Origin of the sequence: Nocardioides secundeburneus, from assembly GCF_039939255.1 — a bacterium.
Lineage (GTDB): Bacteria > Actinomycetota > Actinomycetes > Propionibacteriales > Nocardioidaceae > Nocardioides.
Window position 1 is genome coordinate 65,512 of record NZ_JBDUUE010000005.1, and the last position, 24,641, is coordinate 90,152.

Genomic DNA, 24,641 nt, shown 5'->3' on the forward strand with positions numbered 1-24,641 from the left:
TGTGCCACACTCCACCGCGTGCCAGCCGCCACCCCTGCCGGGACCTCGTCGACCGCGAGGTCGACCAGGGGCGGGGTGATCGCGGTCGCGATCGGCGTCATGAACGTCGCGACCTACGGGTTCACCATCGTCGCCGCGCGAGCGCTCGGCCCGCAGCAGTACGGCGCGTTCGCCGCCGTGATGAACCTGCTGATCGTGGTCAGCGTCGCCCAGCTGGCCCTCCAGGCCACGGCCGCGCGCCGCATCGCCTCGACCCCGGGCGACGTCCACGAGATCGAGGCCGGCGTCCGGCGGGTCACCACGCGCACCGCCTTCGGCCTCGGCGCGGCGCTCGTCGTGGCGGCGCCGCTGGTCAACGCCGCGCTGCGGCTCGAGAGCCTCGCGACGGCCGTGCTCGTCGGGCTGATCGCCGTCCCGTTGACGATCATGGGCGGCCAGGCGGGCATCCTCCAGGGCGAGCGACGCTGGCGGCCGCTGGCCGCGCTCTACCTCGCGGCCGGCGTCCCGCGGCTCGTGGTCGGCACGGCCCTCATCCTGTGGCGGCCCGAGGAGCTCACCGCGACCCTCGCCGTGCTGATCGGCGCGCTCGCGCCGGTGGCGGTCGGCTGGTGGGCGCTGCGCGAGCGGGGCGACAGCGCGCACCCGACGTCGGACGCCGACCACGGCGCCCGCGCCCTGGTGCGCGAGTCGGTGCGCAACTCCCAGGCCCTGCTCGCGTTCTTCGCGGTCTCGAACATCGACATCATCGTGGCCCGCAACGTGCTCGACGCCCACGACGCCGGCCTCTACGCCGGCGGACTGATCCTCACCAAGGCCATGCTCTTCCTGCCCCAGTTCGTGGTCGTGCTCGCCTTCCCCGATCTCGCCGACGCCGACGCGCGCCGTCGCGCGCTCCGCCTCAGCCTCGGCCTCGTGGCCGTCCTCGGGGTCGTCGGCGTCGCGGCCTCGTCGGTGCTCTCGAACGTGGCGCTCGTCTTCGTCGGCGGCGCCGACTACGTCGAGGTCGAGCACCGCCTGTGGCTCTTCGCCGTGCTGGGCACCCTGCTGTCGATGATCCAGCTGCTCGTCTACGCCCTCCTCGCCCAGCAGGGCGGCCGCGCACTGCTCGTGCTGTGGGCGGGCCTCGCGGTCATCGGCGTCGTCGCCTCGACGACGGTGAGCACCGTCGGCGGCCTGCTCGCCGTCGTCATCGCCGTGGACGCTGTCCTGCTCGTCGTCCTGCTGGTGCCGGCGTTGCGGCACCGGCGCTCGTCCGTGCCTGGCTGAGCGGCGCCCGAGATGAGGGTCGTGTGCCCGAGGCCAGTCCCCACGCCGTCCACGGGCACACGACCGCATCAACCGGGCCGAGGACGACGATCGAAGCCGGTACCGCGCGGAGGCGCCCCGACCACAGCATCACCGGACCACACGGCGCACGCGCCGTCGGGCGCCCTCAGAGCGGGTCGGGGCCGACACCGGGACGCGGCAGCCAGCACCAGGCTGGGCGGCCCCGCCGCGACGGGCGCCCGTGAGGCGCCATCCCATCAATGCGCGGCGTCGTGCCAGCTACGTCCCGTGCCGACGGACACGTCGAGCGGGACGGTGAGGTCGGCGGCGCCGGCCATCTGGTCGCGGACGAGCGCCTCGAGGGTCTCGGCCTCGCCGGGGGCGACCTCGAGGACGAGCTCGTCGTGGACCTGCAGGAGCATGCGCGAGGCGAGGCCGGCGGCGTCCATGGCCTTCTGGGTCTCGAGCATGGCGACCTTGATGAGGTCGGCGGCCGAGCCCTGGATCGGGGCGTTGAGGGCCATGCGCTCGGCCATCTCACGGCGCTGGCGGTTGTCGCTGTTGAGGTCGGGCAGGTAGCGGCGCCGGCCCATGATGGTGGAGGTGTAGTCGTCCTTACGGGCCTGGACGACGACGCCTTGGAGGTAGTCGCGGATGCCGCCGAAGGTCTCGAAGTACTCGTCCATGAGGCCCCGGGCCTCGCTGGGCTCGATGCCGAGCTGCTGGCCGAGGCCGAACGCGGACAGGCCGTAGGCGAGGCCGTAGTTCATCGCCTTGATCTTGGCCCGCTGCTCGACGGTGACCTCGTCGGCGGGGGTGTCGAAGACCCGGGCGGCGGTGATCGAGTGGAAGTCCTGGCCGGACTTGAAGGCCTCGATGAGCAGCTCGTCGTGGGACAGGTGCGCCATGATGCGCATCTCGATCTGGCTGTAGTCGGCGGTCATCAGCGACTCCTGGCCCTCGCCGACGACGAAGCCCTCGCGGATGCGGCGGCCCTCCTCGGTGCGGATCGGGATGTTCTGCAGGTTGGGCTCGGTGCTCGAGAGGCGACCGGTGGCGGCGATCGTCTGGTTGAACGTGGTGTGGATGCGACCGTCGGGAGCGACGGTCTTGAGCAGGCCGTCGATGGTCTGGCGCAGCCGGATGACGTCGCGGTGGCGCAGCAGGTGGGCGAGGAACGGGTGCTCGGTCTTGACGTAGAGCGCCTGGAGGGCGTCGGCGTCGGTGGTGTAGCCGGTCTTGGTGCGCTTGGTCTTGGGCATCTCGAGCTCGTCGAAGAGCACCGCCTGCAGCTGCTTGGGCGAGCCGAGGTTGATCTCGCGGCCGATCGTGTCGTAGGCCGACTCGGCGGCCTTGCGGACCTCGGCGTCGAACTCGCCCTGCAGGCCCTCGAGGTGCTCGACGTCGACGGCGATGCCGGTCTGCTCGAGCCGGGCGAGCAGGTGCACCAGCGGCAGCTCGACGCCGGTGAGCAAAGGTGCTCCCCCGCGCTCGTCGAGCTCGGCGTCGAGGGCCTCGGCGAGGTCGAGCACGGCGCGGGCGTGCAGCATCGCCGGGCCGGCGAGGTCGGTCTCGGTCTCGAACAGGGCGTCCTGGTCGCCGGCCTCGGCGACCTCCTGCTTGAGCTCGCGCTTGAGGTAGCGCACGGTGAGGTCGGCGAGGTCGTAGCTGCGCTGGTCGGGGCGCACGAGGTAGGCGGCGAGGGCGGTGTCGGAGACGACGCCCGCGAGGGCCCAGCCCTGCGCGGCCAGGGCGAGCTCGGGACCCTTGGCGTCGTGGAAGACCTTGGGCTTGCCGGGGTCGGCGAGCCAGGCGGCGAGCGCGGCGTCGTCGTCGGGCGTGAGGGTGGTGGTGTCGACGTAGGCCGAGCGGCCGGCGGCCGTGGCCAGGCCGATGCCGTCGACCTGACCGGTGCCGCTGCCCCAGGTGCCCCGGACGTGCAGGCCGGTGCGCTCGCTGCCGAGCTCGGCCAGCCAGGCGGCGACCGAGCCGGGGTCGAGCGCCTGGCCCTCGAGCTCGAAGCCGCCCTCCTCGAGGATCTCGACGGTGTCGACCTCCTCGAAGAGCCGGTTGCGCAGCACCCGGAACTCGAGGCCGTCGAAGAGCGTGTGCACCTCCTGGCGGTCCCACGCCTGGCGGGCGAGGTCGGCGGGTGCGAGGTCGAGCTCGAGGTCGCGCACGAGCGCGTTGAGCCGTCGGTTGCGAATGACGTCGGCGAGGTGCTCGCGCAACGCCTCGCCCTTCTTGCCGGTGATCTTGTCGGCGTTGGCGATGACGCCCTCGAGGTCGCCGTACTGCAGCAGCCACTTGGCCGCGAAGCCCTGACCGACGCCGGGCACGCCGGGCAGGTTGTCGGAGGTCTCGCCGACGATGGCGGCGAGCTCGGGGTACTGCGACGGCGGCACCTTGTACTTCTCCTCGACCGCGGCCGGCGTCATGCGCGCCATCTCGGAGACGCCGCGCATGGGGTAGAGCAGCGTGGAGTGCTCGGTGACCAGCTGCATGGCGTCGCGGTCGCCGGAGAGGATGAGGACCTCCATGCCGTCGGCGAGGGCGCGCGTGGTGAGCGTGGCGATGATGTCGTCGGCCTCGAAGCCGGGCTTCTTGAGGTAGGGCACCTTCATCGCGTCGAGCACCTCCTCGATGAGCGGCAGCTGGCTCGAGAACTCGTCGGGCGACTTCTGCCGCTTCGCCTTGTACTCGGAGTACTCCTCCATGCGGAAGGTCTGGCGCGAGACGTCGAAGGCCACCGCGATGTGCGTGGGCTTCTCGTCGCGCAGCATGTTGATGAGCATCGAGGTGAACCCGAAGACCGCGTTGGTGTGCTGGCCCGTGGTGGTGGAGAAGTTCTCGACCGGCAGCGCGAAGAACGCCCGGTAGGCCAGGGAGTGGCCGTCGAGGAGCAGCAGCCGGGGACGATCGGTGGGTGCCTCAGTCACGGCCACGACCCTAGCCGTCGCCGGGGACAGCGACGGGGACAGTGCCGGGGCGGGCAGGATGGCTGCCATGAGCAACGACAACCCGCCGGCGGACCCGTCGGTCGAGAGCGTGCTGGCCGCGATGCCGATGGGCCCGCTGAACACGAAGATGGGCATCGAGCTCCTCGAGGTCACCGCCGACAGGATCACCGCGACGATGCCGGTCGAGGGCAACCAGCAGCCCTACGGCCTGCTCCACGGCGGCGCCTCCGTCGTCCTGGCCGAGAGCCTCGGCTCGATCGGCTCGGCGATCCACGGCCAGCCGATGGGCAAGATCGCCGTCGGCGTCGACATCAACGCCACCCACCACCGCTCGGCCACCAGCGGCCTCGTCACCGGCGTGGCCACCCCGGTGCACCTCGGGCGGCAGAGCGCGTGCTTCGAGGTCGTCATCAGCGACGAGCGCGGCAAGCGGGTGTGCACGGCCCGCATCACCTGCGCGCTGATCGACAGCACACGCACTACCTGACTGGACGCTCCCGAGCGCCACCACGACGCCAGCACGGAACGAAGACGACCGCCGCGAAGCGGAGCGGGCCGCGCGCTGGCGTCTGACGACGAGCGAACCGGGGGCCGACACGGAGCGAGCCCCCGAGCGAGCGAGAAGGAAGACGGCAGCTCGGCGCGGCTCGCGGAGCGAGCAGATCAGCTCAATCGACCAGGCTGCGCCGCGCCGAGCGGCGCGCCGCCAGCACGCGCGGCAGGTGCCGCCCGCCCGAGCCGGTGGCGGTCGACAGCGGCCGCTGGGCGGTGAGCCGGGCGCGGACCATGGCCGTGGGCGCGGTGCGGTAGGTGGCGAGGGGGCCCAGGGCGAGGCGGGCCATGAAGCGGTTGCCGTCGCGCGAGCCGGCCGAGACGGCGGTCGCGACCTGTGCGACGCCGGCCTCCTCGGCGAAGGTGACGGCGGCCTCCATGAGCAGGCGGCCGATGCCGTGCCGGCGGAACTGGGCGACGACGCACGGCGCGAGCACCTGCACGGTCGTCTCGAGGTTGAGCGGCGTCAGGGTGGTGATGCACAGGTAGACAGCGCCGGCCGGTTGGCCGTCGTACTCGGCGAGCACGATGCGGTGCTCGGCGGAGTCGGCGGCGGCCTTGACCAGCTGCTCGACGTCGGCGACGAGCTCGGTCGGCTCGGCCTTGCGGAGGCTGGTCGCCCACAGCTCGACCAGGAAGGGCGCGTCGTCCAGCTCCGCGGCACGCAGGCCCACCAGGGTCCGGCTCACCAGCTGTCCTCCTGCATCGAGCGCCCGGTGCTCCCACCCAGAACCAGGTCGCCTGAGAACACTACGCTCAGGGCGCCCGTCGTGACAGAGGAGTCCTGGCTTTCGTGTTCCCCGGAATCGGCACCGTCGTCAACGTCGCCACCGTGCTGGTCGGCGCCCTGCTCGGCCGCCTCCTCGGCGACCGGCTCCCCGAGCGCACCCGCGAGCTGGTCACCGACGGCCTCGGCCTGGTGACGCTGCTGATCGCGGCGACGTCGGCGATGGCCGTGCTCGACCCCGCGCTGGCCGCCGAGGTGGGCGAGAGCGCGCCGATGCTCATCGTGCTCGGCGCGCTGCTCGTCGGCGGGATCGTCGGCTCGTTGCTGCGGCTCGAGAGCCGGCTGGAGGGCCTCGGCGGCTGGTTGCAGCGCCGGCTCACCGGCGAGGCCGGCTCGGCGGAGCGCCAGCGCTTCATCGAGGGCTTCGTCGTCGCCTCGCTCATCTTCTGCTCGGGTCCGTTGACCATCCTCGGCTCGCTCAACGACGGCCTCGGCAACGGCGCCGACCAGCTGTTCCTGAAGTCGACGCTCGACGGCTTCGCCGCCATCGCCTTCGCGGCCTCGTTCGGGTGGGGGGTCGCGGCGAGCGTCGTCACCGTCGTGACCGTGCAGGGCAGCCTCACGGTGGTCGGCGTCCTGCTCGGCGACGTGCTGCCCGACGCCCACCTCGCGGCCATCACGGCCACGGGCGGGCTGATGCTCGTCGGCATCGCGCTGCGGCTGCTCGACATCCGCCGGATCGCCGTGGCCGACCTGCTGCCGGCCCTCTTGGTCGCGCCGGCCCTGGTCAGCCTGGTCGCGGCGTTTCGGTGAGCCCCGAGCGCACGGCGTGTGTCGGGCGTGTGACGGACGGACGCACGATGCGTCGATCTTGATAACGAAAAGGCCACAAACGCATCAGTTCTGCAGAGTGTGCCGTCCGCGACGCATTGCACCGCTAACTTTCCTCCAAACCCCCAGGGCCCGACCGGGTCCGGAGAAGACCGGAGGACGCATGATCCGCACCACCCACCGACGCAGCGCGCGGCTCGCCGCAGCGGCTGTCGCCTCGCTGCTCGTCTTCGCCGCCTGTGGTGGCGAGGACGACGAGCCGAGCGGCAACGACAGCTCCGACGCGTCCGCCAGTGACACCGCCGAGCCCGGCGGCGAGGAGACCAGCGACGCTGCTCCCGCGCCCACGGGTGACGGCACCCTCGTCTTCGGTTCGCTGCTCCCCGAGACCGGCAGCCTCGCCTTCCTCGGCCCGCCGGAGTTCGCCGGCGTCGACCTCGCCGTCAAGGAGATCAACGACGCCGGTGGCGTGCTCGGCAACCCCGTCGAGCACGTCCGCGGCGACTCGGGCGACGCCGACTCCGGCATCGCCCCCGCCGAGTCGACCAAGCTCATCGAGGCCGGCTCCGACGTCATCGTCGGTGCCGCGTCGTCCGGTGTGTCGATGACCGTCGTCAACCAGATCATGGACGCCGGCGTGGTCATGTACTCGCCGGCCAACACCTCGACCGACTTCGACACGGGCGCCTTCGCCGAGCCCGACCTGTACTTCCGCACGGCGCCGTCCGACATCCTCCAGGGTGCGGTCATGGCCAACCTGCTGGTCCAGGACGGTCGCACCAACGTGACGATCATGGCTCGCCAGGACGCCTACGGCGAGACCCTCGCCCAGCAGATCCAGGAGAACCTCGAGGCCCAGGGCGCCGCCGTCTCGGCGACGGTGTTCTACGGCGAGAACGCCCAGTCGTTCGACTCGCAGGTGGCCGAGGTCGCCGACGCCGGCGGCGACGCGCTCGTCCTCGTCGGCTTCGAGGAGACCGCGACGATCGTCCCGCAGCTCATCACCGCGGGCGCCGGCCCGAAGGACATCCCGACCTACTTCGTCGACGGCAACACCGCCGACTACTCGTCGGCGTCCGACCCGAACCTGCCCGAGGGCACGCTGACCGGCGTCAAGGGCACCATCCCCGGCGCCGACACCGGTGGCGAGTTCCAGGACCGCCTGCTCGAGATCGACCCCGAGCTCACCTCGTTCGCCTACGCGGCCGAGTCCTACGACGCCGTCATCACCTCGGCGCTGGCCGCCATCGCCGCGGGCGACGACTCGGGTGAGGCGATCGCCGCCGCGCTGGTCGACGTCACCCGCGAGGGCACCAAGTGCACCACCTTCCAGGAGTGCGCCGACCTGCTCGAGTCCGGCGAGGACATCGACTACGACGGCGCCTCGGGCCCGATCGAGCTCGGTGAGACCGGCAGCCCGACGGCCGCCTCGATCGGCATCTACGAGTACGCCGCCGACGGCACCAACTCGCCCGTCGAGTTCATCGCCGGCGAGATCTGAGCCGACGACGCTCGCAGCTGAACCAGCACCACGGCCACGGCCCCGGGACCACCTGGTCCCGGGGCCGTGTCGCGTCCGGCCCCGGGCCAGCGAGCCGCGCGCAGCCGTGGACCCGGGTCGGCACCGGCGCAGACACCGACGCCCGGCCCCGCAAGCTGCGGGGCCGGGCGTCGGCGTCTGGACGGGCTCAGGCCGAGGTCAGGACGCCGCGCCCAGGGTGCCGAGGTAGAGCTGGATGACCTTGGGGTCCTTGCCGAGCGACTCGCCGGTGCCGGTGTAGGCGTTGCGGCCGTGGTCGAGCACGTAGCCGCGGTCGCAGATCTGCAGGCAGCGGCGGGCGTTCTGCTCGACCATGATCACCGAGACACCGGCCCGGTTGATGTTGCGGGTCTGCACGAACACCTCGTCCTGCAGCACCGGCGACAGCCCGGCCGACGGCTCGTCGAGCAGCAGCACCGAGGGCGCCATCATGAGCGCGCGACCCATCGCGACCATCTGCCGCTCACCGCCCGAGAGCGAGCCGGCGCGCTGCTTGCGGCGCTCACCGAGCCTCGGGAAGATGTCGGTGACGAAGTCGAACCGCTCGCTGAACTTCTTGGGCGCCTGGAAGCAGCCCATCTCGAGGTTCTCCTCGATGGTCAGGCTCGGGAAGACGTTGTTGGTCTGCGGCACGAAGCCGATGCCGGCGGTGACCAGCTGGTCGGCGCGCTTGTTGGTGATGTCCTGGCCCTCGAGCACCACCGAGCCGGAGCGCACGGTGACGAGGCCGAACAGCGCCTTGAGCAGCGTCGACTTGCCGGCACCGTTGGGGCCGATGATGCCGACCAGCTCGCCGCGGTTGCAGTAGAGGTCGGCACCGTTGAGGATGTCGACGCCCGGCAGGTAGCCGCCGATGAGGTCGTCGGCACGCAGGACGGCGTCGCCCGCGGCGGCGAGGTGGGCCTCCCGCTCGGGGGTCGTCTTGCTCAGGTCGCTCATCAGTGTCCCTTCGTCTCGGCGGCGGCCTCGGCCTCGAGCTCGGCCTCGGCCTCGGCCTCGATCTCCCTCTCGTCCATCTGGCGCAGGTCGGTGTCGTGGTGGGCACCGAGGTAGGCGTCGATGACGGCGGGGTCGGCCATGACGGAGTCGGGCGTGCCCTCCGCGACGATCTTGCCCTGGGCCATGACGATGACCCAGTCGGAGATGTCTCGGACCATGTCCATGTCGTGCTCGACGAAGAGCACCGAACGGCCCTCGTCGCGCAGCGACTTCACGTGCCCGAGCAGCGACTGCTTGAGGGCGGGGTTCACGCCGGCCATCGGCTCGTCGAGCATGATCAACTCGGGGTCGACCATCAGCGCGCGGGCCATCTCGAGGAGCTTGCGCTGACCGCCCGAGAGCGAGCCGGCGAAGTCCTGGCGCTTGGCGTCGAGCTTGAACCGGCGGAGCAGGTCGTCGGCGCGGACGGTGTTGTCGTCCTCCTGGCGCGACCACGTCCACGGGAACGCGGCCTGCCAGAACTTCTCGCCGGTCTGGCCGGTGGCGCCGAGGCGCATGTTCTCGATGACGGAGAGCTTGGCCAGCACCTTGGTGAGCTGGAAGGTGCGCACCATGCCCATGCGGGCCACCTTGTAGGCGGCGACGCGCGCGAGCGGCTTGTCGTTGAAGCTCCAGTCGCCGGTGTCAGGGATGTCGAAGCCGGTCAGCAGGTTGAACAGCGTCGTCTTGCCGGCGCCGTTGGGCCCGATGAGGGCGGTGATGACGCCGCGCGGGATCTCGATGTGCTCGACGTCGACGGCCTTGAGCCCGCCGAACTGCCGGGTGATGTTCGAGCCGACGACGATGGCGTCGGGCTTGCGCGCGCCCGGGACACGCTCGATCGCGTCGAGGTCGGTCGTGCGGCGCCCGGACGTCGTGGACGGGCTCGACGACAGGTCGCCGAGGTCCACCTCCGTGGGGTTGTGGTCAGCGGCCATCGATCGCGATCTCCCTCCGGTCGCCGAAGATCCCCTGTGGTCGGAAGATCATCAGCAGCATGAGTCCGGCGCCGACCGCGACGAAGCGGACGAGGCTGGCTTGGGTGTTGTCCATCAGCCAGGTCGGCATGAACGGGTCGGAGCCGGTGGTGGCCTGACCGAAGAAGCTGCCGAGGCCGGCGATGAGGAACCACAGGATCATCGCGCCGATCACCGGCCCGGCGACGCGTGCGGCGCCGCCGATGAGCAGCGCGACGAAGGCCAGGAAGGTCATGTTGGTCGAGTAGTCGCTGGGCACGACCGATCCCTGCTTCAGCGCCAGGAACATGCCGGCCATGCCGCCGAACAGGCCGCCGAGGATCAGCGCCTGCATCTTGTAGGCGAAGACGTTCTTGCCGAGCGAGCGCACGGCGTCCTCGTCCTCGCGGATGGCGCGGAGCAGACGGCCCCAGGGGCTGCGCATGAGCGCCCAGACGACGAGGCACGCCAGGGCGACCAGCACCCAGCCGATGGTCATCGACCACAGGTCGCGCTTGCTGAACGAGGCGACCCAGATGTCGAGGCGGTCGAAGCCGAGCGCTCCCCCGGGCTGGAAGATACCCCAGGTGCGGTAGATGTTGGCGTCGTCGAAGGTGTTGGCGAAGTTGTTGAGGCCGTTGGAGCCGCCGAACACGCTCTTGGTCTCGACGGCGCCGAAGATCAGACGCAGGATCTCGGCGGTGGCGATCGTGGCGATGGCCAGGTAGTCGGCTCGTAGTCGCAGCGTCGGGACGCCGAGCAGCAGCGCCAGCACCACGGGGGCCAGCAGCGAGATGCCGATGGCGACCGCGAACGGCAGGCCCCAGGTGGTGACCGAGACCGCGAGACCGTAGGCGCCGACGGCCATGAAGCCCGCCTGGCCGAAGTTGAGCAGGCCGGTGTAGCCGAAGTGGATGTTGAGGCCGATGGCGGCGAGCGCGTAGACGATCGCGTTCGGCCCCAGGGCCTGGTTGAGCGCCGTCTGGAGGACCTGGAACAAGTCGATGCCGCCGAACCCGGCGGTGAAGCCGAGCACGACCCACGTGAGGAGCCACAGCGTCGAGACGACGCCGAGCACCAGGCCGACCAGGGCGAGCGTGCGGCCCTCGTAGCGCTCGGGCTTCTCGTCGATCTCGGCGATGGCCTGACGGGCCTTGATGATCGCGAACGGCCCGGTGATGCCGAAGGCGATCGTGACGCCGAGGACGCCGAGCACGAGCGAGGTGACCACCGATGACGGCGTCCGCCGGGCCACCTCGGGCGCGCCGGGCTTGGCGGCGGCGGAGGTCGTGGCGTTCATGAGCGGCTCCTGGAGGTCGAGACCGTGGACGGGCGGTGGGTGCGGGTCGTCATCTGCCTCACCCGATCCGCTCGCGTCGTCCGAGGATGCCCTGCGGCCTGACCAGCAGCACCAGGATCAGCACGACGAGCGCGCCGACCTCCTTGATCGAGCTCGGGACGCCGAAGAGCGGGCCGAGCTCGACCATGATGCCGATGATCATCGAGCCGGCGAGCGCGCCCCAGATGGTGCCGAGGCCGCCGAGGGTGACGCCGGCGAAGACCAGCAGCAGGAGCTTGAAGCCCATCAGGAAGTTGACCTGGTTGTTGATGGCGAGCAGCACGCCGGACAGACCGGTGAGGGCGCAGCCGAGCACCCACACGTTGCTGATGACCCGGTCGACCTTCATGCCGGACGACGCCGACAGCGCCGGGTTGTCGGAGACCGCGCGCATGGCCTTGCCGAGGCGGGTCTTCATCAGCACGACGCAGGTGACCACGATCGTCACGGTGGCGATCACGATGATCGCCAGCTCCTTGTCGGCCAGGGCGATCGGACCGTAGTCGCGCCGCTGCTGGGTGACGTACTGCGAGAGCGAGAGGCGCGAGCTGCCGAAGAGGTACTGGTAGACGTTGCGCAGGAACAGGCCGAGGCCGATCGAGACGATCATCATCGCGATCAGGCCGGTGCCGCGCTTGCGCAGCGGGGCCCACAGCCCCTTGTCCTGGGCCCAGCCGAACGCCGCCGAGAGCACCACCGCCGCGATGCCGGCCAGGATCACCGGCAGGCCGACCGTGCGGTTGAAGACGTAGGCGAGCATGCCGCCGAGCGTGATGAGCTCGCCGTGGGCGAAGTTGGTCAGGCCCGTGGTGCCGAAGATGAGCGACAGTCCCAGGGCGGCGAGCGCGACGAGCAGGCCGAACTTGATGCCGTTCATGAGCGCGACCGACAGCTTCTCGCTGAACGGCACGACGTTGACGGCCTGGGTGCCGATCGGGAACGCCGCGTTGGTGGCGCCGCCGAGTCGCGCGGTGATGGTCAGCTCGGTCGCCGTCGCTGAGTTGAGCTCGACGCCGTCGGGCAGGGTGTCCTCGTCGAGGGTCACCGTGTAGGTGCCGGGGCCCTCGGTGACGACGAAGCCGACGCCGGTCGAGTCGGTCACGGTCTCACCGACCTCGTTGCCCTCCTCGTCGGTGACCGTCAGGCTCACGTCGGGGACCGGCGCATCGCCGTTGCTGCGGTCCACCAGGAGGACCCTGATGTAGTCGCCGTCGGCCGGGGGCTCGGCCACCTCGCCGGCCGGCTCGGTCTCCTCACCGCCCGGTTCGGCGTCCGCGCTGGTCGGGGTCGCGCTCGGGCTCGGTGAGGTCTCGTCCGCGAACGCGTTCGCGGGCTGCAGGAGCAGCAGGAAGAAGATCACCGAGACGAGTGTCAAGACTCGCTGACGCACACACGCCTCCTGTCGGACGGGCACCCTCCGTGCCCGGACTTCGGAGGACTATAACCACTTGCGGGCCGCCGCGAGGCGGGTCTGCGGGCCCAGGGGTAACAGTTGTGTTGCAGTGCTCAGCCCGCGAGGCCAGGACCGTGCTCGACGACGCCTTCGGCGACCTGCCGCATCGAGAGGCGAAGATCCATCGCGGTCTTCTGGATCCACCGGAAGGCCTCCGGCTCGCTGAGCCCGAGCTGTTGCTGCAGGATGCCCTTCGCGCGCTCGACCGACTTGCGCGTCTCGAGCCGCTCGGTGAGGTCGGAGACCTCGCTCTCGAGCTGGGAGAGCTCGGCGTAGCGCGAGACCGCCATCTCGATCGCCGGCACCAGGTCGGACTGCGTGAACGGCTTGACGAGGTAGGCCATCGCGCCGGCGTCGCGCGCGCGCTCGACCAGCTCGCGCTGGCTGAACGCGGTCAGGATGACCACGGGAGCGATCCGCTTGCCGGCGATCGCCTCAGCCGCCGCGATGCCGTCGAGCACCGGCATCTTGACGTCGAGGATGACCAGGTCGGGTCGCAGCTCGGTCGCCAGCTCGATGGCCTTCGCGCCGTCGCCGGCCTGGCCGACGACGTCGTAGCCCTCCTCGGTCAGCATCTCCGCGAGGTCCATGCGGATGAGGGTCTCGTCCTCGGCGATGACGACCGTGCGGGCCGCGGGGCCGGACGGGGGCGTGGCAGCGTTCACGCGCCGCAATCTAGCGCCATCTGCTGTGGCTCAGGCGGGGTGCTCCGCGTGGTGTGCACCGGTGTGCAGGTCGTCACCGTCGATGCCGGGCCCGGTCGAGTCCAGGAACAGCGCGACGTCGTCGCGCTCGACCCGACGTCGCCCGCACTCGGTGGACGCCGCCCGCGCGTTCGCGATCGCCCGCTCGTGGCTGGCGGTGGCCCAGGTCCGGGGGTTCCACATGCTGTGCTCCTGACATCAGGGTGCTGTGCCGATCGGCTCAAAACCTAGTTAATCGATCGACTTTGATCAAGTCGGCGTCGAGCGGAGACCTCGGATAGGGTCGTCAACCGCTGGGCCCCGGTAGCCCAACGGCAGAGGCGATGGTCTCAAACACCATTCAGTGTGGGTTCGAATCCCACCCGGGGCACTTTCACGCGACTGTCGGCGCCCGGTGCGAGGGTGGCACCGTGCACGACCTCGCCACCCGACGAAGCGCGGCCGCGATGCGGGCCGAGGGACGGTCGTGGTCGCAGATCAGCCGTCTCCTCGGAGTCAGCCGATCGACCCTTCGGGCATGGGAGGCCCGGGGCCCCGTCGCGCGCGCCTCCGACTGTGCCTGCTGCGACGACGTCGCGCTCGACCAGTCGTCGTACGCGGCACTGCTCGGCTTCTACCTCGGCGACGGATGCATCAGCAGGCATGCTCGCTACTACGCACTGCGCGTCAGCTGCGACGCCTCCCTGCCGGCCATCATCGCCGACGTGAGTGCGTGCATGAGTGCCGTCCGGCCGGCGGCACGCATCTTCCACGTGCCCGCACCCGGCGCCGTTGTCGTCTCGTCGAACTGGCAGCACTGGCCGTGCCTCTTCCCGCAGCACGGACCCGGCCGCAAGCACGAGCGGACGATCGTCCTCGAGGACTGGCAACGAGCGGTCGTCGAGACCCGCCCCGGTCCGTTCCTGCGCGGGCTGTTCCACTCCGACGGCTGCCGCGCTCGCAACTGGACCCGCAGGCGGGTCGCCGGGGAGTGGAAGCGCTACGACCACCCGCGGTGGCAGTTCACCAACGTCAGCGCCGACATCCGCGAGCTCTGCTGCTGGGCGCTCGACCTGGCCGAGGTGCGATGGCGACAGAGCAGCTGGAACTGCGTCTCGGTGTCGAGACGGGCCGACGTGGCCCGCCTCGACGCCCTCATCGGCATGAAGCAGTGACGGCCCTACCGGCTGCGGTAGGCCGGCGCGACCTCGTTGATCGCGTCGCCCATGCGGTGGATGCGCAGCGCGTTGGTCGAGCCGGGGATGCCCGGCGGGCTGCCGGCGACGATGACGACGAGGTCGCCCTCCTCGACGCGGCCGATGGCGAGCAGCTGCTCGTCGACCTGGCGGACCATCTCGTCCGTGTGCTGCACGGGATGGGTCCGGAAGGTCTCCACGCCCCACGTGAGCGAGAGCTGCGAGCGCACGCGGTTCTCCGGGGTGAAGGCCAGCACCGGGATGCCGCTGCGCAGGCGGGACAGGCGCCGGGCGGAGTCGCCGCTCTGCGTGAACGCGACGACGTACTTGGCACCGACGCGGCCGGCGACCTCCTCGGCGGCCTTCGCGATCGCGCCGCCGGTGGTGTGGGGGTCCCAGTTGATCGAGGTGAACCGGCCGCTCGCCGGACCGGTCAGCGCGTGCTCCTCGGTGGAGGAGATGATCCGCGCCATCGTCTCGACGACGTGGATGGGGTGGTCGCCGACGCTGGTCTCGCCGGAGAGCATGACCGCGTCGGCGCCGTCGAGGACGGCGTTGGCGACGTCGCTGGCCTCGGCGCGCGTGGGGGCCGGGCTGGTGATCATCGACTCCAGCATCTGGGTGGCGACGATGACCGGCTTGGCGTTGAGCCGGGCCTTGCGGACGATCTCCTTCTGCAGGAAGGGGACGTCCTCGAGCGGGCACTCGACCGCGAGGTCGCCGCGGGCGACCATGAAGCCGTCGAAGGCCTCGATGACCTCGTCGAGGTTGGTGATCGCCTGCGGCTTCTCGATCTTGGCGATGACGGGCAGCATCTGCCCCTCCTCGCGCATGATGCGGCGCACGTCCTCGGCGTCCTTGGCATCGCGCACGAAGCTCAGCGCGACGAAGTCGACCGACAGGCTCAGCGCGAACCGGAGGTCCTCGATGTCCTTCTCCGACAGGGCCGGCACCGAGACGGCGACGCCGGGCAGGTTGATGCCCTTGTGGTTGCTGACCGGGCCGCCGACGAGCACCTCGGTCTCGACGTCGGTGTCGGTCACCGACACGACGCGCAGGCGCACCTTGCCGTCGTCGATGAGGATCGGGTCGCCGGCCTTCACGTCGCCGGGCAGGCCCTGGTACGTCGTCCCGCCGACCTCGCCGTCGCCCGGCACCTCGCGCGTGGTGATGGTCCAGCGCTGGCCACGGTTGAGGATCGCGTGACCCTCGGCGAACGTAGCGAGCCGGATCTTCGGGCCCTGCAGGTCGGCGAAGATGCCGACCCCGTGGCCCGAGGCGTCGGCGGCCTCGCGCACGAGCCGGTAGGTCTCGGCATGCACCTCGTGACTGCCGTGGCTCATGTTGAGTCGGGCGACGTCCATGCCGGCATACACGAGCTCGCGGATGCGACGCTCGGAGCTGGTGGCGGGGCCCAGGGTGCAGACGATCTTTGCTCTACGCACGTACCTCAGCCTAGCGCGCTTTGGATCGTTAAAACCATCGATACCCACCAGAAATGACGCCGACCCGTCGTACAGGTACGACGGGTCGGCGTGGAGGCTGCGTCTCAGACGACCAGCGGGCGCGCCGTCGGCGGGATCGGGGACGGCAGGGTCGTCGAGCCGGTGAGGTACTGGTCGACGGCAGCCGCAGCGGCGCGACCCTCGGCGATGGCCCAGACGATGAGCGACTGACCGCGACCGACGTCGCCGGCGGAGAAGACGCCGCTCACCGAGGTCATGTAGTCGTTGTCGCGCGCGACGTTGCCGCGCTCGTCGAGGTCGACGCCGAGCTGCTCGACCAGACCGGGCTTCTCGGGACCGACGAAGCCCATGGCGAAGAGCACCAGCTCGGCCGGGATCTCACGCTCGGTGCCCTCGATCTCGGTCAGCTTGCCGCCCTCGAAGACGACGTCGACGATGCGCAGGGCGCGCACGTTGCCGTCGTCGTCACCGAGGAACTCCTTGGTCGAGACGGCGTAGACGCGCTCGCCGCCCTCCTCGTGGGCCGAGGAGACGCGGAACGTCATCGGGTACGTCGGCCAGGGCTGGCCCGCCGGGCGCGAGCTCGGGGGCTCGGGCATGATCTCCAGCTGGGTGACCGAGGCGGCGCCGTGCCGCGTCGAGGTGCCGAGGCAGTCGGCGCCGGTGTCGCCGCCGCCGATGATGACGACGTTCTTGCCGGTGGCCATGATCTGGCCCTCGACCTCCTCGCCGACGGCGGCGCGGTTGGCCTGCGGCAGGAACTCCATCGCCTGGTGGATGCCGCCGAGCTCGCGCCCGGTGATCGGCAGGTCGCGGGCCTCGGTGGCCCCCATCGCCAGGACGACGGCGTCGTAGCGCTTGCGCAGCTCCTCACCGGTGAGCCCGGACTCGGGCGAGCCGACCTCGACGCCGGTGCGGAACACCGTGCCCTCGCGCTTCATCTGCTGCAGACGCCGGTCGACGTGCTGCTTCTCCATCTTGAACTCGGGGATGCCGTAACGCAGGAGCCCGCCGATCTTGTCGGCCCGCTCGTAGACCGCGACCGTGTGGCCGGCCCGCGTGAGCTGCTGGGCCGCGGCGAGACCCGCGGGGCCCGAGCCGATGACCGCGACGGTGCGGCCCGAGAGCCACTCGGGCGCCTGGGGCCGCACGAGGCCGGACTCCCACGCCTTGTCGATGATCGAGACCTCGACGTTCTTGATCGTCACGGGGTCCTGGTTGATGCCGAGCACGCACGCGGTCTCGCACGGCGCCGGGCACAGGCGACCGGTGAACTCCGGGAAGTTGTTCGTCGCGTGCAGACGCTCGATCGCGCCCTCCCAGTCATCGCGCCAGACCAGGTCGTTCCACTCGGGGATGATGTTGCCGAGCGGGCAGCCCTGGTGGCAGAACGGGATGCCGCAGTCCATGCACCGGCCCGCCTGCTGGGTGATGATCGGCAGCAGCGCCCGCCCGGCCGAGCCCGGGTAGACCTCGTTCCAGTCCTGCACCCGCTCCTCGACCGGACGCCGGGGCGCCACCTCGCGGCCTTCCTTCAGAAAGCCCTTCGGGTCAGCCATGCAGCACCTCCATCACCTTGTGGGCCGACTGCTCGGCGTCGAGGCCCTCGGCCTCCGCCTGCGCCTGCACCTCGAGCACCTTCGCGAAGTCACGGGGCATGACCTCGGTGAAACGGGCCAGCGCGGCCGGCCAGTCGGCGAGGAGCTCCTCGGCGACCGGCGAGCCGGTCTCCTCGAAGTGCCCGCGCACCATCGACTCGAGCTCGTCGGCGGCCTCGCCCTCGACGGGGCGCAGGTCGACGAGCTCGGTGTTGACCCGGAACTCCTTCAGGTCGAGCACCCAGGCGATGCCGCCCGACATGCCGGCCGCGAAGTTGCGCCCGGTCTTGCCGAGGACGGCGACGCGGCCGCCGGTCATGTACTCGCAGCCGTGGTCGCCCACGCCCTCGGTGACCAGCCACGCGCCGGAGTTGCGGACGGCGAACCGCTCACCCACTCCCCCGCGCAGGAAGACCTGACCGGACGTCGCGCCGTAGGCGATCGTGTTGCCGGCGATGATCTGCTCGTTGCTGTTGAACGTCGCCGCCCGGTCGGGCCGCACGACGATGCGACCGCCCGAGAGCCCCTTGCCGACGTAGTCGTTGGCGTCGCCCTCGAGGCGCAGCGTGACGCCCTTCGGCACGAAGGCACCGAACGACTGGCCCGCCGAGCCGGTGAACGTGATGTCGATCGTGCCCTCGGGCAGGCCCTCGCCGCCGTACCGCTTGGTGACCTCGTGACCGAGGATCGTGCCGACGGTGCGGTTGACGTTGCGGATGCGCACCTGGGCGCGCACCGGCTCACCGCGCTCGAGTGCGGCCTCGGCGAGCGGCACCAGCTCGGTGACGTCGAGCGACTTCTCGATGCCGTGGTCCTGGGTCTTGGTGCAGCGACGGTCCTGTTCGGGGAAGTGGCTGTAGTCGGCCTCGTGCAGGATCGGCGACAGGTCGAGGCCCGCGGCCTTCCAGTGGTTGACCGCCTCGGCCATGTCGAGCGCCGAGACCTGTCCGATGGCCTCGTCGAGGGTGCGGAAGCCGAGCTCGGCGAGGATCTCGCGGACCTCCTGGGCGACGTACTCGAAGAAGGTGACGACGTAGTCGGCCTTGCCCGAGTAGCGCTCGCGCAGCACCGGGTTCTGCGTGGCGACGCCCACGGGGCAGGTGTCGAGGTGGCAGACCCGCATGAGGATGCAGCCCGAGACGACGAGCGGCGCGGTGGCGAAGCAGTACTCCTCGGCACCGAGCAGCGCGGCGATGACGACGTCGCGCCCGGTCTTGAGCTGGCCGTCGGTCTGGACGACGATCCGGTCGCGCAGGCCGTTGATGAGCAGCGTCTGCTGGGTCTCGGCGAGGCCGAGCTCCCACGGGCCGCCGGCGTGCTTGAGCGACGTCAGCGGCGAGGCGCCGGTGCCGCCGTCGTGGCCGGAGACGAGGACGACGTCGGCGTGGGCCTTCGAGACGCCCGCGGCGACGGTGCCGACGCCCATCTCGCTGACCAGCTTGACGTGCACCCGCGCGGCGGGGTTGGCGTTCTTGAGGTCGTGGATGAGCTGGGCGAGGTCCTCGATCGAGTAGATGTCGTGGTGCGGCGGGGGGCTGATCAGGCCCACGCCCGGCGTGGAGTGCCGGGTCTTGGCGACCCACGGGTAGACCTTGTTGCCGGGCAGCTGCCCGCCCTCGCCGGGCTTGGCACCCTGCGCCATCTTGATCTGGATGTCGTCGGCGTGGGTCAGGTACTCGGAGGTGACGCCGAAGCGGCCCGAGGCGACCTGCTTGATCGAGCTGCGCCGCTCGGGGTCGTAGAGCCGCTCGGCGTCCTCACCGCCCTCGCCGGTGTTGGACTTGCCGCCGAGGCGGTTCATCGCGATGGCGAGGGTCTCGTGCGCCTCCTGCGAGATCGAGCCGTAGGACATCGCGCCCGTGGCGAACCGCTTGACGATCTCGCTGATCGGCTCGACGTCCTCGATCGGGATCGACTCGCGACCCGTCACGTGGGCACCCTTGAACCGGAACAGCCCGCGCAGCGTCATCAGCTCGGTCGACTGCTCGTCGACGGCGGTCGTGTACTGCTTGAAGATGTCGTAGCGCTGGTTGCGGGTGGCGTGCTGGAGGCGGAAGACCGTCTCGGGGTTGAACAGGTGCGGCTCGCCGTCGCGACGCCACTGGTACTCGCCGCCGATCTCGAGCTCGCGGTGGGTCGGCAGGACGCCGCCGCGCGGGTAGGCCGTGGCGTGGCGCCGGGCCACCTCCTCGGCGATGACGTCGAGGCCGATGCCGCCGAGCTTGGACGTCGTGCCGGTGAAGTAGGGGTCGATGACGTCCTGGGAGAGACCGACGGCCTCGAAGATCTGCGCACCCGTGTAGGAGGCCACGGTGGAGACGCCCATCTTCGACATCACCTTGAGCACGCCCTTGCCGAGCGCCTTGACGAGGTTCTTGACCGCGACCTCGGGCTCGGTGGTGACGTAGTAGCCCTCGCGCGCGAGGTCCTCCACCGACTCCATGGCCAGGTAGGGGTTGACCGCCGCGGCGCCGTAGCCGACGAGCAGTGCCACGTGGTGCACCTCGCGGACGTCGCCGGCCTCGACGAGCAGGCCGACCTCGGTGCGCGACTTCTCCCGCACCAGGTGGTGGTGGACGGCGGCGGTGAGCAGCAGCGACGGGATCGGCGCGAGGTCGGCGTCGGCGTGCCGGTCGGAGAGCACGATGATGCGCGCTCCCCCGGCGATCGCCTGGCTCACCTCGGCGCAGATCGCCTCGATGCGATCGGCCATCGCGGTGCCACCACCGGCGACCTCGTAGAGGCCGCGCGAGACGTGGGCGATGAACCCGGGCATGTCGCCGTCGCGGTTGATGTGGCGGATCTTGGCGAGGTCGTCGTTCGAGATCACCGGGAACGGCAGCACGACCTGTCGGCACGAGGCCGGCGTCGGCTCGAGCAGGTTGGCCTCGGGGCCGATGGTGCCGTTGAGCGAGGTGACCAGCTCTTCGCGGATAGCGTCGAGCGGCGGGTTGGTGACCTGGGCGAACAGCTGGGTGAAGTAGTCGAACAGGAGCCGGGGCTTGGCACTGAGCGCGGCGATGGGCGAGTCGGTGCCCATCGAGCCGAGCGCCTCGCCGCCGGTGTTGGCCATCGGCGTCAGCAGGACGCGCAGCTCCTCCTCGGTGTAGCCGAAGATCTGCTGGCGTCGCGTGACCGAGGCGTGGGTGTGCACGACGTGCTCGCGCTCGGGGATGTCCTCGAGCTGGATGAGCCCGGCGTGCAGCCACTCGCCGTAGGGGTGCTCGGCGGCGAGCTCGGACTTGATCTCGTCGTCCTCGACGATGCGGTGCTCGTCGGTGTCGACCAGGAACATCTTGCCCGGCTGCAGCCGGCCCTTGCGGACGACGGTGGCGGGGTCGAGGTCGAGGACGCCGACCTCGGAGGCCAGGACGACGAGGCCGTCGTCGGTGACCCAGTAGCGCGAGGGCCGCAGGCCGTTGCGGTCGAGGACGGCGCCGATCTGCGAGCCGTCGGTGAACACGACGCAGGCGGGGCCGTCCCACGGCTCCATCATCGCGGAGTGGAAGGAGTAGAAGTCGCGGCGCTGCTGGTCCATCTCGGCGTGGTTCTCCCACGCCTCGGGGATCATCATCAGCACGGCGTGCGGCAGCGATCGGCCACCCATGTGCAGCAGCTCGAGCACCTCGTCGAACGACGCCGAGTCGGAGGCCCCGGGGGTGCAGATCGGGAACAGCCGGTCGAGGTCGCCGGGGATGATCTCGGAGTCGAGCAGGGCCTCGCGGGCACGCATCCAGTTGCGGTTGCCCATGACGGTGTTGATCTCGCCGTTGTGGGCGATGAACCGGAACGGGTGGGCCAGCGGCCAGCTCGGGAACGTGTTGGTCGAGAACCGCGAGTGGACGACGGCGAGCGCCGAGGCGATCCGCTCGTCGCGCAGGTCGGGGAAGACCTGGTCGAGCTGGTCGGTGGTGAGCATGCCCTTGTAGGCGAGCGTGCGCGACGACAGCGACGGGAAGTAGACGTCGGTCTCGCGCTCGGCGCGCTTGCGCAGGCAGAACGCGAGCCGCTCGAGGGCCATGCCGGTCACGCGCTGGCCGGCACCGGCGACGAAGAGCTGGGTGAAGGTCGGGATCACCGAGAGCGCCATCGAGCCCAGGCTCGACGGGTCGACGGGCACCTCGCGCCAGCCGAGGACGGCGAGGCCCTCCTCGACGGCGATCTCCTCGATGCGCGAGCGCGTCTTGGCGACGTCGTCGGCCTGGCCCGGCAGGAACGCCGTGCCGACGGCGTAGGCGCCGGCGACCGGGAGGTCGAAGCCGGCCTCGGCCGTGACCGCGCGCAGGAACGCGTCGGGCACCTGGAGCAGGATGCCGGCGCCGTCGCCGGAGTTGACCTCGGCCCCCGCGGCTCCGCGGTGGTCGAGGTTGCGCAGCGCGGTGAGCGCCTTCTGGACGATGTCGTGACTGGCCTCGCCGGTGAGCGTGGCGACGAACGCGACACCGCAGGCGTCGTGCTCGGCGGCCGGGTCGTAGAGACCCTGGGCCGGCCAGTGCGGCGGGAACGCGTGCGAGTAGGGCACTGGAGTTCTCCCGTCGGTGGGACAGGTCTGCGGACCTCCTGCAGGAGGGACGGAGAGCGGCTGTCGTGGTGGTTTCGCAGGGGACGACGTCGGCCCACGCGGCGGAAGCAGCAGGTTACCACCGCGTTACGTGACGTGGTGCCGGTCACCCCTCCCTCGTGAGACGGGTCGGCCCACGGCGTCAGCGTTTGTCGGGCCCGGCGGGCTCGTCGACGGGCTCGGCGGGCTCGTCGAGGGGCTCGTCGGTCTCCTCCTGGGCGTCGTCGTCGGACGCCGGGTCGGGCTCGGTCTCGGCGGCGACGTCGCCGTCGTCGACCACGCCGTCCCTGTAGACCGAGTCCTCGCGACCGGGGCGGTTCTTCAGGCTCCACACGAAATAGGCCAGCGCCACGGTGAAGAGCACGATCGAGGTCCAGACATTGAACCGCAGGCCGAGCACGTCGTTGAGCTGCACGTCGTCGATGCGGAGGTACTCGATCCAGCCGCGACCGAGCGTGTAGCCCATGACGTAGAGCGCGAACACCCGGCCGTGCCCGAGCCGGTAGCGCCGCTCGGCCCAGATGATGACCGCGAACACGGCGAGGTTCCACAGGCACTCGTAGAGGAACGTCGGGTGGAACGTGGTGCCGGGCGGGAACCCGGCGTCGCGGGCGACGTCGGCCGAGACGCTGAGACCCCACGGCAGGTCGGTCGGCTTGCCGAAGAGCTCCTGGTTGAACCAGTTGCCCCACCGGCCGATGGCCTGGGCGACGATGACGCCGGGGGCGAGCACGTCGAGCGCGACCGCGATGCGCACGTTCTTGGCGCGCGCCCACAGCCACACGCCGACGGCGCCGAGTGCGACGGCGCCCCAGATGCCGAGGCCGCCCTTCCACACGTACAGCGCCTGGATCGGGCTCCTGCCCTCGCCGAAGTAGCGCTCCCAGTCGGTGGCGACGTGGTAGAGCCGGGCCCCGACGACGCCGAACGGCACGGCCCACACGGCGAGGTCCTGCACGTCGCCCGGACGGCCGCCGCGGGCCTGCCAGCGCTTCTCGCCGATCCAGATCGCGGCGACGATGCCGACGATGATGCACAGCGCGTAGCCGCGGATCGGCACCGGGCCGAGGTGCCAGACCCCGTTGGAGGGGCTCGGGATCGACAGCGTCGTGAGGTGCGCGGTGAGGCCGGGGGCGAGGTCTGCGATCACGTCAGTTCTCCTGCAGGAGCGTGTGGATGTCGGCCGCGAACTCGGCGGGGCTGGTGTCGGCGCTCCAGAAGACCGGGGACTCGTCACCGCTGTCGACGCCCATCACCTGGGTGGTGTGCCCGCCCGGGTCCTGGCGGTCGATGCCGACGGCGAGGGCCCGGCCGACCGCCTCGATGGTGTCGAAGTCGCTGGTCAGGCCGATGAAGGAGTCGTCGAAGCGGTCGAGGTAGGTGCGCAGCGACTCGGGGGTGTCGTGGTCGGGGTCGCTGGTCACGAGCACCACGTCGACGTCGTCGCGGTCGCGGTCGTCGAGGCGGGTCATGGCCGAGGCGAGGTGGTTGAGCACCGCCGGGCAGATGTCGACGCAGTTGACGTAGCCGAAGAACACCAGCGTGAGCCGCTTGTCGGTGTCGGCGGCGAGGGAGAACGGCTCGCCGTCGGTGTCGATCAGCTCGGTGTCGGGCACCTGGTAGGGGTTGTCGAGCACCGTGCCCGAGAACGGGCGGGCCTCGTCGTCGCCACCACAGCCGGCCAGGCCGGCTGCGAGCACGAGGGTCAGGGCGGCCGCGGCGGCCCGCAGGCTACGACGCACGGCGGCGCACCCCCTCGGCGAGGTCGCTCGCGAGCGCCGTCAGCGCCGCGAGCTGGGCGGGGCGGTCGCCGGCGTGGTCGAGCACGCAGCGCACGAACGCCGAGCCCACGATGACGCCGTCGGCGTAGGCGCCGATCTCGGCGGCCTGGGCCCCGTTGCTGACCCCGAGCCCGACGCCGACCGGCAGGTCGGTGACCGCCTTGGTGCGGGCGACCAGTGGGCCGGCGAGGTCGCTCGTCGTCGCTCGCGCGCCCGTGACGCCCATGACCGCGGTGGCGTAGACGAACCCGCGCGAGGCCGCCGTCGTCATCGCGATGCGCTCGTCGGTCGACGACGGCGCCACGAGGAAGATCTTGTCGAGGTCACGCTCGTCGGCGGCCGCGATCCACTCCGGCGCGTAGTCGGGGGTGATGTCGGGGGTGATCAGCCCGGCCCCGCCGGCCGAGGCGAGGTCGGCGGCGAACCGGTCGACCCCGTAGCGCTCGACCGGGTTCCAGTAGGTCATCACGACCGTCGGGGTGCCCGTCGCCGCTACCGCCTCGACGGTGCGCAGCACGTCGGGGGTGCGGAAGCCGACCTCGAGGGCCTGCTGGGCGGCGGCCTGCACGGTCGGCCCGTCCATGACCGGGTCGCTGTAGGGCAGGCCCACCTCGATGACGTCACAGCCGGCGTCGACCATGGCGCGCAGCGCCTCGATGCCGCCGTCGAGGTCGGGGAATCCTGCGGGGAGGTAGCCGACGAGGGCGGCGCGGTCGTCGGCGCGCGCTCGGTCGAAGGCGGTGGAGACACTCAT

Annotated in this window: 19 protein-coding genes and 1 tRNA gene; 6 read left to right on the plus strand and 14 right to left on the minus strand. The window is 71.0% G+C overall.

The features are described from left to right. The first annotated feature begins 75 nt into the window (after nt 1-75). On the plus strand, nt 76-1,266 hold the full coding sequence (locus ABFT23_RS14055) for a lipopolysaccharide biosynthesis protein (RefSeq protein ID WP_347896198.1): 1,191 nt from the start codon (nt 76-78) through the stop codon (nt 1,264-1,266). 257 nt (nt 1,267-1,523) lie between these two features. Here the strand turns inward: ABFT23_RS14055 and polA are convergent, their stop codons facing one another. Beyond that, nucleotides 1,524-4,274, minus strand: coding sequence for a DNA polymerase I (gene polA, locus ABFT23_RS14060; RefSeq protein WP_457623473.1), 2,751 nt, complete (start codon nt 4,272-4,274; stop codon nt 1,524-1,526). Here polA and ABFT23_RS14065 point away from each other — a divergent pair. Beyond that, on the plus strand, nt 4,273-4,713 hold the full coding sequence (locus tag ABFT23_RS14065; protein ID WP_347896202.1) for a hotdog fold thioesterase: 441 nt from the start codon (nt 4,273-4,275) through the stop codon (nt 4,711-4,713). The two genes, polA and ABFT23_RS14065, sit on opposite strands and share 2 nt — an antisense overlap. Before the next feature lie 181 nt (nt 4,714-4,894). On the opposite strand, the gene ABFT23_RS14070 is transcribed toward ABFT23_RS14065, so the two are convergent. After that, nucleotides 4,895-5,467 carry a GNAT family N-acetyltransferase gene (locus ABFT23_RS14070; RefSeq protein WP_347896204.1) on the minus strand — a complete coding sequence of 191 codons (573 nt, stop codon included), beginning with the start codon at nt 5,465-5,467 and terminating at the stop codon, nt 4,895-4,897. 104 nt (nt 5,468-5,571) lie between these two features. Here ABFT23_RS14070 and ABFT23_RS14075 point away from each other — a divergent pair, with 104 nt between their 5' ends. After that, the gene (locus ABFT23_RS14075) at nt 5,572-6,318 is read left to right on the plus strand and encodes a DUF554 domain-containing protein (protein ID WP_347896205.1); all 747 of its coding nucleotides are present in this window, start codon (nt 5,572-5,574) and stop codon (nt 6,316-6,318) included. A gap of 181 nt (nt 6,319-6,499) precedes the next feature. After that, the gene (locus ABFT23_RS14080) at nt 6,500-7,837 is read left to right on the plus strand and encodes an ABC transporter substrate-binding protein (protein WP_347896207.1); all 1,338 of its coding nucleotides are present in this window, start codon (nt 6,500-6,502) and stop codon (nt 7,835-7,837) included. Between the two features lie 198 nt (nt 7,838-8,035). On the opposite strand, the gene ABFT23_RS14085 is transcribed toward ABFT23_RS14080, so the two are convergent. The 6 genes from ABFT23_RS14085 to ABFT23_RS14110 form a co-directional block, all read right to left on the minus strand. Next, nucleotides 8,036-8,815, minus strand: a complete 780-nt coding sequence (locus ABFT23_RS14085) for an ABC transporter ATP-binding protein (RefSeq protein WP_347896209.1) — start codon at nt 8,813-8,815, stop codon at nt 8,036-8,038. After that, on the minus strand, nt 8,815-9,792 hold the full coding sequence (locus tag ABFT23_RS14090) for an ABC transporter ATP-binding protein (RefSeq protein WP_347896211.1): 978 nt from the start codon (nt 9,790-9,792) through the stop codon (nt 8,815-8,817). The genes ABFT23_RS14085 and ABFT23_RS14090 overlap by 1 nt, the downstream gene beginning before the upstream one ends. After that, nucleotides 9,782-11,110, minus strand: a complete 1,329-nt coding sequence (locus ABFT23_RS14095) for an ABC transporter permease subunit (protein WP_347896213.1) — start codon at nt 11,108-11,110, stop codon at nt 9,782-9,784. Before ABFT23_RS14095 ends, ABFT23_RS14090 begins: the two co-directional genes overlap by 11 nt. Nucleotides 11,111-11,168: 58 nt before the next feature. Then, nucleotides 11,169-12,539, minus strand: a complete 1,371-nt coding sequence (locus ABFT23_RS14100) for an ABC transporter permease subunit (RefSeq protein WP_347896215.1) — start codon at nt 12,537-12,539, stop codon at nt 11,169-11,171. Between the two features lie 116 nt (nt 12,540-12,655). Continuing rightward, nucleotides 12,656-13,267 carry an ANTAR domain-containing response regulator gene (locus ABFT23_RS14105; protein ID WP_347896217.1) on the minus strand — a complete coding sequence of 204 codons (612 nt, stop codon included), beginning with the start codon at nt 13,265-13,267 and terminating at the stop codon, nt 12,656-12,658. Nucleotides 13,268-13,297: 30 nt separating this feature from the next. Further along, the gene (locus ABFT23_RS14110; RefSeq protein WP_347896219.1) at nt 13,298-13,489 is read right to left on the minus strand and encodes a hypothetical protein; all 192 of its coding nucleotides are present in this window, start codon (nt 13,487-13,489) and stop codon (nt 13,298-13,300) included. Nucleotides 13,490-13,603: 114 nt separating this feature from the next. On the opposite strand from ABFT23_RS14110, the gene ABFT23_RS14115 reads away from it, so the two are divergent. Next, a tRNA-Leu gene (locus ABFT23_RS14115) sits at nt 13,604-13,676 on the plus strand. A 40-nt stretch (nt 13,677-13,716) separates the two neighbouring features. Beyond that, entirely contained in the window at nt 13,717-14,460 is a 744-nt protein-coding gene (locus tag ABFT23_RS14120; RefSeq protein WP_347896221.1) for a helix-turn-helix domain-containing protein, read from the plus strand. Between the two features lie 5 nt (nt 14,461-14,465). Here ABFT23_RS14120 and pyk read toward each other — a convergent pair whose 3' ends face one another. The 6 genes from pyk to trpA all read right to left on the minus strand — a co-directional run bounded on the left by pyk (nt 14,466) and on the right by trpA (nt 24,641). Next, nucleotides 14,466-15,926 (minus strand): pyruvate kinase, encoded by a 1,461-nt coding sequence (pyk, locus tag ABFT23_RS14125; RefSeq protein ID WP_347896223.1) that lies wholly within the window; start codon nt 15,924-15,926, stop codon nt 14,466-14,468. Nucleotides 15,927-16,030: 104 nt separating this feature from the next. Further along, nucleotides 16,031-17,506, minus strand: coding sequence for a glutamate synthase subunit beta (locus tag ABFT23_RS14130; RefSeq protein WP_347896225.1), 1,476 nt, complete (start codon nt 17,504-17,506; stop codon nt 16,031-16,033). After that, a complete protein-coding gene (gene gltB, locus ABFT23_RS14135) occupies nt 17,499-22,067 on the minus strand; it encodes a glutamate synthase large subunit (protein WP_347896227.1) in 4,569 nt (1,522 codons plus the stop codon). Before gltB ends, ABFT23_RS14130 begins: the two co-directional genes overlap by 8 nt. A gap of 181 nt (nt 22,068-22,248) precedes the next feature. Next, nucleotides 22,249-23,256, minus strand: coding sequence for a prolipoprotein diacylglyceryl transferase (gene lgt / locus ABFT23_RS14140; RefSeq protein ID WP_347896229.1), 1,008 nt, complete (start codon nt 23,254-23,256; stop codon nt 22,249-22,251). 1 nt (nt 23,257) lies between these two features. Continuing rightward, nucleotides 23,258-23,848 carry an SCO family protein gene (locus ABFT23_RS14145; RefSeq protein WP_347896231.1) on the minus strand — a complete coding sequence of 197 codons (591 nt, stop codon included), beginning with the start codon at nt 23,846-23,848 and terminating at the stop codon, nt 23,258-23,260. Continuing rightward, the gene (trpA, locus tag ABFT23_RS14150; protein ID WP_347896233.1) at nt 23,838-24,641 is read right to left on the minus strand and encodes a tryptophan synthase subunit alpha; all 804 of its coding nucleotides are present in this window, start codon (nt 24,639-24,641) and stop codon (nt 23,838-23,840) included. The genes ABFT23_RS14145 and trpA overlap by 11 nt, the downstream gene beginning before the upstream one ends.